Raw genomic sequence first — 12,165 nt, 5'->3', positions numbered from 1 at the left:
GTAGCACAAAGAAGAGAAATTCTCTATACCTCCGTAAGTGCATTAAGAAGTTGAGTTTGATGCACACTCAAGGTTGCTTTCTTGGCCATAAAAGAAAATGAAGAAAATTTTTCTTCGCCGGATCTAAATGAAGCTCATCCCAATGTTTTTTTAAAGATTTTTTGCTTATTTTTTTCCCATTGGTGCCAAAATTCACCATTTGTTCAAGTTTCCAAAGAGCATACTCCTTTTTCTTTTTTTTGAGATGAATGATGTCAGTAGACCAATTCCGCATTATAGTATCTTTCAAAGAAAATAAAAATATATTTGAATAATTTACAGAAAAAGTGTAGCAGAAACAAAAGAAATCTCCTAAGATACTGAAGTTTACAAAATTCTTCTTAAACTCTATACTTTAAAATGAAGACAACTCCCGAGACCTTACAGTCGGGAAATTAAGATAGGATTTTATTAAATTTTTCTTTCATGCATGACCACTTACAAAAATATTCTCTTGTCGGGCATTATTCTCATTATTATTATAAGTATTTTTATTTTAGTGAAATATACAAACCCCTTGGGGGAATATTTTTCGGCATCAACAAGAAAGGTAAGTGGCGGATTTAGTGATGGCGGCACTTCTCAACCTACCCCAACACCAACCCCTACACCTACTCCTAAGAATTAGGTCGTAGCTTGATGAGCATCGAGAAAGAAATTTCCTAAGAGTTTTCATGAAACCTCGTATTCTCGTTACCGGCGGAGCAGGGTTTATCGGCTCAAACTTTTGCAATACGCACAAAGAAAAATATGAAGTGATCGCGCTTGATAATCTTTTGCTGGGCGATGAGCGGAATCTCGATCCAGAAGTGAAATTTATCAAAGGCGATGCGTGCAATGTTCAAGATTTGGAAAAAATTGGAAAAGTGGACTATGTTGTACACTTGGCTGGAACTTCTTCCGCACCAATGTTTACCGGAGATGGATTCATAAATGGATATGTGAATTCTGTGAAGTCATTTTGTACGGTACTCGAATGGGCGAGAAAAAATGGTGTGAAAAAAATGCTCTACGCTTCGACATCTTCACTCTACGGCAATAATCCCCTTCCTCTTACGGAAGATCAGCACATAATTCCTCAAAATCATTATGCGATTACAAAATATTTGTACGAGAGATGTGCGGAAAGTTATTGGAGCACTTACAAAGATATTGAAATAATTGGCTTTCGATTTATGAGCGTGTATGGTCCGAATGAAGAAGCGAAGGGAAAATACGCCAATATTATTTCTCAATTTGCGTGGGATATCGCCCGAGATTTAGCGCCGGTAATTTATGGAAATGGAAAACAATTTCGCGATTTCACTCATGTTTCTGATGTGGTGAGTGGAATGACGCTCGCGATAGATACGGATCAAAAACTTGGCGCGGCAGTTTTTAATATCGGCACGGGAAAAAGCTGTACGCTCAATGAAATTGTCGAAGCGCTGAGTGGAGCATTTGGAAAAAAAGTAGAACCGAAATATATTCCGAATCCCGTGAAAGAAATCTACATCCACGGTCAGTGCGCGGATATTTCGAAAATCCAAAAAGTGCTAGGGTATGAACCGAAAGTAAAACTCACAGACGGAATTGCGGATCAGGTGAAGAATTTGCGAATGGAGAGAATTCGAGAGACGAGTTCGGATGTGTGGCGATGATGCATTCTTCGTAGGGGACGCATATATGCGTCCCCTACAGATATTTTTTTCTTGCCCGACTATAAAAAATTCCCTAGACTTCGTTCCGCACAGAAACCTTGGCCAGGTAGCTCAGTGGTAGAGCAATGGACTGAAAATCCATGTGTCGGCAGTTCAATTCTGCCCCTGGCCACCATTCGACTCATCCGCCTTCGGCGGATTCGCTCATGGCTTTCAGCCGTTTTTGCTGAGAATAGAGTATGAGTCGAATGCCCTGAGCGACCGTAGGGAGTCGAAGGGCAAAGTTTCAAACAGAGAATCTGCTCCTGACGAAGGATTCTTCAATTCGTCATTTGTAATTCGTAATTGACTCCACCGCTTCTATAGTATCCGGAAAAATTTTGACGACCTTCTCCATTCCTACCAACTGGAATATTTCCGCAATGTTCGGATGAAGATCGACAAAGAGAATCTGTTTTCTCGTTTTTTCTGCTTCTCGCATAAGATTGATGAAAAAACCAATTACCGTGCTGTTTAAAAATGAAGTCTTATGAAAGTCATATAGGAAAAATTTCTGAGTGCTCTGCTTCACCTGTTCTGATAATTTTTGTTCCATTTCTGGCCATGTAGAGCTATTCATTTCTCCGATAAGGTCTATCTTTGCAATATTGTCATACCCGACAATGTGAGAAACATAAAATTTCATACGGGGGAAGAAAGAATGTTTTGATTGCCTCCGGACCTTCTTTTTCTCTCGCTTTTCAGAATCTCCACATCCATTCTGAGATCTTTGAGACCTTCTGCAGTTGTCCAATTTTTCGCAAGATATTTTTCTTCCAGAAGTTCAAATTTTTTCAAGTATTGAATTTTCTTTCGAAGGTCTTTAAGTTCATCCTGATTAATCCATCCTTCCTTGATCAGCTTTTCTTCAATCTCTTCGGTATTCTGAATGCTTCTAATTTTTTTCAAAAGGAGCTGATAATCGCGTTCCGGCATTTCTTTTGTTCCCACGAGTCCAAATTTGATATGGTTTTCTTTCTCATGAAGAAGGAGAACTAAAAACCAAAATCCTCCCAAGAGATAGGACATAAGAATGAGTGGCCTCAGTGGAAAATCGAATACAGTGTGAATACCAATGGTCCCCAGAACATCACTGAGATTCAAATTAATCTCGATGAGAAAATCATATATTCCATGAAATACCATCGAGAGAAAAAGCCCCGTAAAAAGCTTCTCTTCTTGGTAGACTGTTTTTTTGGAAAATCGAAGAATCTTCCAAATAAAACTGAGAAGAAAGAATTTTTTCCCTTTGAGTTCGTTTTCTTGTAAATATGGTCCTGCAAAAAGTGATATTCCGTAATAATATCCAAAGACTCCAGAGCAAAACATATGAACCATCACCACGAAAATTGATCTCATTGCGATAAAAGTCGCAATATTCGCCAATGAAGTCCCTCCATTCTCCACAAAATGTAAGAGATAGATAATATTTTCCACGAATGAAAATCCGAGGGCGCTCATGATGCTCACAAGAATTACCTGATCTATTGATTGGTAAACAAGTCTTTTGTGAACCTGTATGAAAATAAAAAAGGTCATCCAGAGTCCAAAAATATAGAGCAATTCACGAACAAGTGGATGAGAGAAATCATTAAATACATTCCATGAAACGGAGGAGAAATCTCCAGTTATGAGGAGATATGCGGCGTAAAAAATAGAGAAAATCATGAGCCCGAGAAAGACAAGCACGAGACCTATTGGCTTTTCTTTCCGGATCACAAAATGCTTCACGAATTCTTCTATCATCCCCACACCAAAAACGAAGACAAGAAAGCTCTGTAAAAAATGGTTATTCGCGAACGCACCAATACTTTCTTGAAAATTAATCGGTTCGAGTTCAAAAAATATGAGATTAATCGTTTGCCCCCAAAGTTTTTGATAGAGGAGAACGATCAATGGAGAAAAACATCCTGCGAGAAACGTAAAAAACAGCATGTCTTTGCGCTCTGGGCGGAATTGAAAGAAAATACATGCCCAGATAAGAATGGGGAGAGCCGTGATAAGACCAAGGAAAAGGGAGATGATGAGCATTGCCCCGAAGCAAAGAGATACAAGAATCTCTTCATTATACACTATTTTGAGAGAAAAAGGTAGGGGCAAGGCATTTGAAAATTGCACCACTTCCATGGAAAAGTTACAATTCCTCGTGCTCTTTCTTTTGTATTATGAAAAAAGTTTCTTTTTTCTTCATACTCCTGAGCATCGCCATACTTCTTCCAAATTCTGCCTTTGCTGAATCATTTCCAGACGTTCCCGTATCTCATCCAAATTATGATGCCATTGAATACATCAAACAAAATGGAATTATACAAGGATATCAAGATGGAACGTATAAACCGGATGATTACATTAATCGTGCGGAATTTACAAAAATTATCATTGAGACGGAATATTCCGATGAAGAAATAAGTGTGTGTGATCCCAAAAATTCACAAATTCCTGTACTTTTTACCGATGTTATTGCTTCCGACTGGTTCTATAAATACATTTGTTTTGCAAATAGACTCAATGTTGTTCAGGGATATCTTGGAGGATTTTTCCATCCAGAATGGAAAATTAATTTTGGAGAAGCGGCAAAAATTGTGAATAAAACATTTGGAAATTGGCTCGGTTACAATGATATTTGGTACAAACCATATGTTTTGAAACTGGAAATGGAAAACGCAATTCCCACGAGCATTCAAAATGTAGCGCAATTTATTACTCGCGGAGAAATGGCAGAAATTGTGTATCGCCTTCGTGCTGGCGTAAAAGATAAGGCTTCTCTCACATATGCAGGAATTAGTTTTGATGAGCATGCCGATGAGAATATTGGAATTCTGCCACTCGATGAAACGTGGAATGAATATAAAAATACGAAGCGTGGCTATTCCATAAAAATTCCACGAAAAATAGAGACTCAGAATTGTGAGAAGAAAACCACAAAAATTCCGGTGGAAACTTTTGAAAACAGTGATGGAGTATATGTGAGCGAAACGTATTATTATGAAAATAGCGCAAGTGATAATTGTGCTCAAAAAACAACAAGTCTCTCTTCACTTCAGGAAAGAACTGTAGCACTTTGGAAAATCATCGTGGAAGATGTGGAGAGCGAAGCAGCGCTGAATGATGTTATTGCCAAAGCTTCAGAACCCGGCTGCAGAGCGGGAGAAAAAAAATCTACTGCTCAAGAAGGAACGTATGATGTCAAAATAATTGCAAAAGAAGGAGCTGAGTGCCACAGCATGACCACTCTGCAGTTTCTCTATTCTCCTCAGAAGAAAAAAGTCGCTCATTGGAGCCGAGGAATAGAATCAATTTTCTGGAATGGAGGAAAAGCATATGATCCGGAAATGACGGAAAGTTTTCGATTTGAGTAATATTTCTCAGCAATATGAAATTCACAATTTCTCCAGAAATTTTCGAAAAATTTCCTGATCTCCACATCGGAATTATTTTTGCGCGAAATATCCAAAATTCCGGAGAAAATCCGGAAATTATAAATATGATCCGTGCAAAAGAATCAGAAATAAGATCACAGCATGCGCTTGATAATCTTGGAGAAATTCCAAAAATTGCCGCGTGGAGAAGTGCGTATTCATCTTTTGGCGCAAAACCAAAAAAATATAAATGTTCGGTGGAAAATTTGTACCGAATGATTTTGGAAGGTATTGACCTCAGACACATCAATACACTCGTGGATATTTATAATTTTATTTCTCTGAAACATCTGATTCCCGTTGGAGGTGATGATTTGGATAAAGTTGAGGGAAATATTATGCTCACGATAGCAAAAGGAGATGAGCCATTTCGAAAGCTTAATTCAGAGGAATCGGAATTTCCTCATCCCGGAGAAATTGTATACCGCGATGACAAGGAAGTGCTCTGCAGAAGATGGAATTGGCGTGAATGTGAGAAATCAAAAATGACAGAGGAAACAAAAAATGCAATGCTCGTGATTGAAGGAATTCCCCCAGTATCAAAATCAGATGTGGAAGAAATTACCAAAGAACTCGGAGAAATGGTGCAGAGGTTTTGCAGCGCAAATATCTCAAGATATATACTTGACCTGGAAAATCCTGAATTCATATTTTAATTTTTTTAAATACATTATGGAAATACTTTTTGCAATTCTCTACCTTCTGCTTTCGATAAGAATAAATTCTATTCCTACAGATTCCATACGGACACTTCCCCCAGATACGGAGTCGAAAAGATATATGTTTGAACTCCAAGATTGCCCAGTTGTGAACTACGTTTGCGCGGAAGATGAAACATATTTTACTGATAAAATCGGATGTGGATGTGAAAAAAAAGCGAATTCTGATGAGAAATTTTGTGCTGAAATTTACGCGCCTGTATGCGGAAAAATTGAGGTTCAGTGTATTAAAGCTCCGTGTGATCCAGTAGAACAAACTTTCTCAAATCGATGTTTTGCGGAGCAGGCGAAAGCATTTGATATTGTTGAGGGAAAATGTTTTGGTACTGAGCCAGCGGTAGCGAATCCTGAACTCTACAAAAATACGTGTGGAAATGGAATTTGCGAGCAACTCGCTTGCCAAGCAATCGGATGTCCTCCTCCTGAAAGTCCAGAGTCATGTCCTCAAGATTGCAAAGAGTAACAATTATTTCGGAGAAAAATCAAAGAGCTGATGTTTTTCCGTACGAAAATTGAAATTTTGTTCGTTCAAAAACGACATTGTGTCTCCTGAAGAGAGAGATATATCGGCATAAAGAAGCGCCTTCGTTTGAAAACTGAGACTGCTCGTCCCAGAACTTTTCAACTGAATTTTTTGTTTTTTGAATTTTTCCTGAGATGAAAATTGAACATGATGTTTTTCCAAAATATTTCCTATCGCATCTTTCTCAAAAATTTGAATTTCAAAACTCTCGGGAATTATTTTTGATGCCGAATTCCCGAACTGCCTCAGATGATCAACAATTGGAGGAAAGTCTTCACGAACAAATCCCGAAGTGATCGCCTCTGAGATGAGGAGATCATACTTTTCGCGGAGTTTATATGTAGTGGCATCGCAAAGGATAAATTCAGAGAGATGGGAATATCCAAAATAATCGAGAAGCTTTTTACTGTATTCTAAAGAATGTGGATTGTGCTCCAAAAAATAACATTTTTGCGCTCCTGCCATGAGTGCGAACATTCCGAGAATTCCTGTTCCTGATCCCGCATCAACCGCAATAATTTCGTTTTTTTCACGATGAAGATCTCGAGTTGCTTGTTGAATTGCGTGAAAAAAAGCTCGGTTTCGAAGGAGATCTTCAGCGCAAAAAATGGCATCAGAAAGAGGAAGCTTGAATTTTGCATCATCAAGATCAAAAACATGAGCTTTGGAATGGGAAAGAAAATCGAGTATCCGATGGTGAACTTGAGAAAATTCTTCCGCCATAACATCACAAAAAGAGAATGATTGCACTCTAAATCGAAAACCAAAAAGTAGAAAGAAGAAAAATGGACTTCATAATTTCTATATTCCTTTAGAGCCTGTTCAGAATCTCTCTTTCATTTTTCAGAATTTTTTGCGACAATGCTTTGGCACTTTTTCACATTTCATATGACTACGGACGATGAAATTCAAGAGAATTCTCAAAAATATCAGTCTTTAAGAGGATTTCATGATGTTCTCCCGGATGAATATGATTATTACACACTTGTAAAAAAAACCGCGCGTCACCGTTTAAGGCAGGCAGGATTTCGAAGAATTTCTACCCCAATAATGGAGGAAACTGCTCTTTTTGTGCGAGCAGCTGGAGAGACAACGGATATTGTGGAAAAAGAAATGTTTACAATGCAGAGCAGATCAGGGAAATCAATGTCGCTCAAACCCGAATCAACTGCTGGAATTGTTCGGGCATACATCGAACACGGAATGATGAATCTTCCTCAACCGGTTCAACTATATGCTATCGAACCACACTTTCGTTATGATCGCCCCCAAAAAGGAAGATATCGACAATTTCATCAATTGGATTTCGAAGTCATTGGAACGAGAGATGCTTCAATTGATGCTCAGGTAATTCTTATATCCTACAAATTCCTCAAAGATCTCAAAATACTCCACCACTTTTCTCTCCAACTGAATACTCTTGGAAATGCCGAGAGTCGTAAGCAATTTAATGATGATCTTCGGAATTATTTTTTTGGAAAAGAGAGATACCTTTCCGAAGACCTTTTGAGCAAACTCGAAAAAAATCCCATCCGCATTCTTGATGCAAAGGATGAAGATGTTCAAATTCTTCTCTCGAAGGCTCCAAAACTTGGAGACTATCTCGATGCAGCATCAAAAGAATACTATGCAGAAGTAAAAGGATTTTTGGATGAACTCGGGATCTCGTATAGAGAAAATAAAAACTTGGTGCGAGGACTTGATTATTACTCTGACACAGTTTTTGAATTTTGGGATAAAAATGAAGGAGCACAAAATGCTGTCGGAGGAGGAGGAAGGTACGATGGTCTCGTTGAATTTCTGGGAGGTCGTCCAACGCCTGCAGTTGGCGTTGCTTTCGGACTTGAACGTATAGTTCAGCACATGAAAGACGAAGGAATTGTGCCTCCTCAAAAAGATAAAATCCCTGTCTTTGTCGCTCAGCTCGGCGGAGAAGCAAAAAAGAAGGCGATGCGAATACTCGCTGAACTTCACGATAAGGGAATTCATGCAGTTGGCGCCGTCGGAAAAGCTTCCATTAAATATCAACTCGAAATGGCGAATAAAGTGAATGCTGATTGGGCAGTGCTTATGGGAGAAGTGGAGGTTCGTGAGAAAAAGGCGATTTTGCGTGACATGAATGCGGGAACCCAGGAAATTGTCGAGATCGATGAAGTGGTGAAAAAGGTATTGGAACTCGTGGGAAGTGAGAACCTTGATGTGTATACACTTGGTGAGTAAGCGGTCGGGGGAGTTATAGGATAATTTTGAATTTTAAATTTTAAATTAATTTTTAGTGTTCAATTTTTAGGTTGAACACGTTGAAAAACTATAATACTTTGTTTTACTTTATGCAGAGAGTTAATTCAAAATTCATAATTCAAAATTTAAAATTCCCCTCGTGTTCTTTTTCTCTCCTTCTCAGGCGGCAAAAAAACTCGCAGAAATATATGATTCCATTGCGAATGAATTTTCTGAAAGTCGAAATTCTCCCTGGGAAGAAGCCGAAGTCCTTTTTGCTGCTACCCCGAAAAATGCAAAAATCCTGGACATAGGGTGCGGGAATGGTCGGCTTGTTCCTCTTTTTTTGAAAAAAAATTGCGAAGTTTTTGGAGGAGATATTTCGGAGAAGCTTCTTGGAATTGCTCAAAAAAAATATCCAGCTGCTCATTTTCAAAAGGTCGATTTTAGTGATCTTCCATTTGCAGATGAAACTTTTGATGAGGTATGGTCCGTCGCGAGTTTTCATCACATTCCAACCGAAAAGAAAAGATTGCGGGCACTTTCTGAAATGTGTCGTGTTTTAAAACCAAAAGGTGAAGTGATTATCATTGTTTGGAATCTTTGGAATCAACAAAAATATGCTCGCCAGAAAAGATGGTCGATTCTGAGATCCTTTCTTATTCCTACGTGGTCAAAACGGGATTTTATCATTCCTTGGGGAACCGAAAAAAAAACGCGATATTATCATTCTTTTGATGTTCAGGAACTTCAGAAACTTGCTGAAAAAAGCGGATTTTTAGTGAAAGAACTTTTTGGATGGAGAAAAGGGGGGAAAGAGGTAATACTACATTCTCAAAACATTTGTATTCGTCTTCAAAAAAAATCATCTCTTTTGTGTTAGAATTTGTTCCGCATGAAAACACATCGAATAGAACTTTTTGGGATCCCATTTGATGTTGTAAATACACATCACGCACTGCTCAAGCTTCATTATTATTCACAAGTTTCACTCGGAGAACAATATTTTTGTGTCACGCCAAATCCGGAAATGATTGTGTATGCTTCGAAACATCCTGCTTTTTTTCGAATTTTAAAAGACGCAGATTTTTCACTTCCTGATGGAACGGGAATTCTATGGGCATCTGGGTTTTTGCCTCCTCTGGAACTTCAGAAACTTTCTTCTTCGAGAAGGAAAAAAATGTGGAAAATTTTCTTAGATGGAGTGAGGTCTCTTTGGCAATTTACCTTCGATCGGAAAAATTTCCGGGGCCGAATTTTTGCGCGTATCACTGGAACAGATATGTTTGGCGACTTTCTTGCTACGTCTCAAGCAAAAATATTTCTCCTCGGAGGAGCTCCTCTGTCAGCAAAAACCCTCGCTGAAAATTTTCCGAATATCGTCGGATATTATGATGGAAAAGTAACTTCTGAAAAATCTGCAGCGATTCTTGAGCATATTAAAAATTCCGACGCAAGAGTACTTTTCGTGGCGCTCGGATCTCCCAAACAAGAGATGTGGATTTCAGAACATCTTTCAAAAATTCCCAATATTCGTTTTGCAATGGGAGTTGGCGGAGCATTTGATTTTATTGCGGGAAAACGAAAAAGAGCTCCTTTTTGGATGCAGAGAGCAGGTCTTGAATGGCTTTTTAGACTTCTTCGAGAACCAAAAAGGATTGTTCGCATTTTCAGAGCAACCGTTTCTTTCTTTTTTTTGGCGCTTCGAGAACGACAAAAACTTCTTTGAGTTCTCTACTTTGGTTCTTTCGTTTTTTCGTCAATATTCAATTTCTTGACCGCATTTTCTGCAGCATCGAGTTCTGCTTTTTGCTTACTCGATCCTTCTCCTTCCGCAATCACTTTTTCTCCTAAATATACTGCCATCACGAAAAGTTTGTCATGATCTGGACCTTTTTCCGTAACCAACTGGTAGTGTGGCGTAATACCAAGGACATCTTGTGTGTATTCTTGAAGTTTGGATTTTGCATCTCGATGGAGACCTTTTTCAATGATTTCGCTAATTCGTGGAATGATGTGTTTTAAAATAAATTTTTCAGCAGTTGCAAATCCCCTATCAAGAAAAATCCCTCCGATAAGAGATTCTGCGGTATTTGCCAGAATGTAACTCTTCTTTCTCCCTCCTGATTTCTCTTCCCCTCGAGAAAGTTTGAGAAATTTCCCAAGATTAAGTTCCTCTGAAATTTCGGCGAGATGTTTTCCCCGAACAAGCGCACTTCGATAACTCGTGAGTTCCCCTTCAGGTTTTTCTGGATATTTTCGAAACAAAAATTCTGTTACTACGAGTTCCAAAACTGCATCTCCCAAAAACTCAAGCCTTTCGTTACATTCTCCTGATGGATGTTCATTAAGGTATGATTTGTGAGTAAAAGCCACTTCATACAGTGCCTCATTTTTCAGAGAAAACCCGAGAATTTTCGTTAATTCTTTGATCATTTTGCTTCGGATGAAAGATTTTTTTTGGAAGGAGGCGTTCCTCTTCCTTCTTTTCTCGATTGATGCGCCAAATTTGACAGTACTCCATTAATAAATTTTCCAGCAGTTTCATCTCCAAATTCCTTCGCAATGTCCACCCATTCGTTAATGATGACCGCAAGCGGCGTATCTGCATACTGCAAAAGTTCAAATGCTCCCGCTTCTAATATAACTCTTTCTACTGTCGACAATTTCTCAATGGGCCATTCCGGAGCAAGTTCATAAATTTGTTGGTCTAGTCCTTCTCTATTTTTCAAAACTCCATTCATAATTTCTCGAGAAAATTCGTCCTTATTTCCGAGCTCCGGGGCAAAATCTTCTTTGACTTGGAGGAAACAGGTTTTTGCCTTTCCTTCATCACTCTCGCCCCGGAGGAGAAGTGCTGTGAGAGTTTGCATTGCTGCAATTCTACAAAGACGTCGATATTGGGCCATGAGCGTGCAGGAACAGAAAATGGAAGATTTTTTCGTCCGTTAGTCTACCAAGAAATTACGAATCACGAAATCGCAAATCACGAGTTTCAGAAGATGAACCTCTGAAAAATGTAAAATGTGAAATGTAAAACTTTAAAACAAATTCTAAATTCTAATTTTTAAACATTAAGACTTAGAATTTATTTTTACATTTTACATTTTTACTTTTACATTTAGCGGCAACTCGTCTTTCGGAATTTGTAACTGATATGCTTACGCCACAATCTTCGTTATCTTTTTGGTTTTCTTCTTCGCCTTTACGGTTCTTGCTTCTATTTTTTCAAGTCCACGTTCATTTCTTTTAGCGCGCTCAACAAAGTTCAGAAGCTTCTTCCTCCTCACTCTTACGTAAGTATTGTAGCGAGTTGTTGATCGTGATCGTGCGGATTTTTTCTTTGGAACTGCCATGGGAGTCAGATAAAGAGCGGACCTGATTGTAGCGAAGAATCAAGAAGGAGGCAAGGACAATTAGGAATTCGTACATTCTAAAATTATAAGCACCACCCTAGTATAATTTCCAATAAATAATTTCATGTATAGTGTCTCTGTAGTTTTTGGTCAGCATCTTGCTTTGTGAATTTCCATTGAATTGTTGATAGACTTTGATTGCGTTGTTTT

15 protein-coding genes and 1 tRNA gene are annotated in these 12,165 nt (G+C 38.5%); 9 read left to right on the top strand and 7 right to left on the bottom strand.

All coding sequences use genetic code 11. The features are described 5' to 3' along the window. Positions 1–67: 67 nt before the first annotated feature. Positions 68–289 (bottom strand): hypothetical protein, encoded by a 222-nt coding sequence (locus tag HZA38_01765; protein MBI5414219.1) that lies wholly within the window; start codon positions 287–289, stop codon positions 68–70. 180 nt (positions 290–469) lie between these two features. On the opposite strand from HZA38_01765, the gene HZA38_01760 reads away from it, so the two are divergent. The 3 genes from HZA38_01760 to HZA38_01750 all read left to right on the top strand — a co-directional run bounded on the left by HZA38_01760 (position 470) and on the right by HZA38_01750 (position 1,854). Further along, complete coding sequence (locus HZA38_01760) at positions 470–667, top strand: hypothetical protein (GenBank protein ID MBI5414218.1); 198 nt, start codon at positions 470–472, stop codon at positions 665–667. Positions 668–713: 46 nt separating this feature from the next. Then, complete coding sequence (locus HZA38_01755; GenBank protein ID MBI5414217.1) at positions 714–1,679, top strand: NAD-dependent epimerase/dehydratase family protein; 966 nt, start codon at positions 714–716, stop codon at positions 1,677–1,679. Between the two features lie 100 nt (positions 1,680–1,779). Further along, positions 1,780–1,854, top strand: a tRNA-Phe gene (locus tag HZA38_01750). A 153-nt stretch (positions 1,855–2,007) separates the two neighbouring features. Here HZA38_01750 and HZA38_01745 read toward each other — a convergent pair. Both HZA38_01745 and HZA38_01740 read right to left on the bottom strand, forming a co-directional pair. Then, the gene (locus HZA38_01745; GenBank protein MBI5414216.1) at positions 2,008–2,364 is read right to left on the bottom strand and encodes an STAS domain-containing protein; all 357 of its coding nucleotides are present in this window, start codon (positions 2,362–2,364) and stop codon (positions 2,008–2,010) included. Then, positions 2,361–3,845 carry a PrsW family intramembrane metalloprotease gene (locus HZA38_01740; protein MBI5414215.1) on the bottom strand — a complete coding sequence of 495 codons (1,485 nt, stop codon included), beginning with the start codon at positions 3,843–3,845 and terminating at the stop codon, positions 2,361–2,363. The genes HZA38_01745 and HZA38_01740 overlap by 4 nt, the downstream gene beginning before the upstream one ends. Positions 3,846–3,883: 38 nt before the next feature. On the opposite strand from HZA38_01740, the gene HZA38_01735 reads away from it, so the two are divergent. The 3 genes from HZA38_01735 to HZA38_01725 are packed head-to-tail and all read left to right on the top strand — an operon-like array spanning position 3,884 to position 6,319. Next, on the top strand, positions 3,884–5,077 hold the full coding sequence (locus HZA38_01735; protein MBI5414214.1) for an S-layer homology domain-containing protein: 1,194 nt from the start codon (positions 3,884–3,886) through the stop codon (positions 5,075–5,077). Positions 5,078–5,091: 14 nt separating this feature from the next. Beyond that, a complete protein-coding gene (locus HZA38_01730) occupies positions 5,092–5,793 on the top strand; it encodes a hypothetical protein (protein MBI5414213.1) in 702 nt (233 codons plus the stop codon). Positions 5,794–5,809: 16 nt separating this feature from the next. Further along, entirely contained in the window at positions 5,810–6,319 is a 510-nt protein-coding gene (locus HZA38_01725) for a hypothetical protein (protein ID MBI5414212.1), read from the top strand. 3 nt (positions 6,320–6,322) lie between these two features. Here HZA38_01725 and HZA38_01720 read toward each other — a convergent pair whose 3' ends face one another. Next, positions 6,323–7,129, bottom strand: a complete 807-nt coding sequence (locus HZA38_01720) for a hypothetical protein (GenBank protein ID MBI5414211.1) — start codon at positions 7,127–7,129, stop codon at positions 6,323–6,325. A 138-nt stretch (positions 7,130–7,267) separates the two neighbouring features. Between HZA38_01720 and HZA38_01715 the strand changes: the two genes are divergently transcribed. From HZA38_01715 to HZA38_01705, 3 genes are all read left to right on the top strand, one after another. After that, positions 7,268–8,599 carry a histidine--tRNA ligase gene (locus HZA38_01715; protein MBI5414210.1) on the top strand — a complete coding sequence of 444 codons (1,332 nt, stop codon included), beginning with the start codon at positions 7,268–7,270 and terminating at the stop codon, positions 8,597–8,599. Positions 8,600–8,759: 160 nt separating this feature from the next. After that, positions 8,760–9,482 carry a class I SAM-dependent methyltransferase gene (locus HZA38_01710; protein ID MBI5414209.1) on the top strand — a complete coding sequence of 241 codons (723 nt, stop codon included), beginning with the start codon at positions 8,760–8,762 and terminating at the stop codon, positions 9,480–9,482. A gap of 12 nt (positions 9,483–9,494) precedes the next feature. Beyond that, a complete protein-coding gene (locus HZA38_01705) occupies positions 9,495–10,328 on the top strand; it encodes a WecB/TagA/CpsF family glycosyltransferase (protein ID MBI5414208.1) in 834 nt (277 codons plus the stop codon). Positions 10,329–10,333: 5 nt separating this feature from the next. Here the strand turns inward: HZA38_01705 and rnc are convergent, their stop codons facing one another. The 3 genes from rnc to HZA38_01690 all read right to left on the bottom strand — a co-directional run bounded on the left by rnc (position 10,334) and on the right by HZA38_01690 (position 11,955). Beyond that, complete coding sequence (gene rnc, locus HZA38_01700) at positions 10,334–11,035, bottom strand: ribonuclease III (protein MBI5414207.1); 702 nt, start codon at positions 11,033–11,035, stop codon at positions 10,334–10,336. Continuing rightward, positions 11,032–11,508 (bottom strand): transcription antitermination factor NusB, encoded by a 477-nt coding sequence (gene nusB, locus HZA38_01695; GenBank protein MBI5414206.1) that lies wholly within the window; start codon positions 11,506–11,508, stop codon positions 11,032–11,034. The genes rnc and nusB overlap by 4 nt, the downstream gene beginning before the upstream one ends. A 252-nt stretch (positions 11,509–11,760) precedes the next feature. Continuing rightward, positions 11,761–11,955, bottom strand: coding sequence for a hypothetical protein (locus HZA38_01690; GenBank protein MBI5414205.1), 195 nt, complete (start codon positions 11,953–11,955; stop codon positions 11,761–11,763). Positions 11,956–12,165 lie beyond the last annotated feature (210 nt).

Source organism: Candidatus Peregrinibacteria bacterium (assembly GCA_016220175.1).
Taxonomy (GTDB): domain Bacteria; phylum Patescibacteriota; class Gracilibacteria; order CAIRYL01; family CAIRYL01; genus JACRHZ01.
This window is presented reverse-complemented; position numbering and strand designations above follow the sequence as displayed.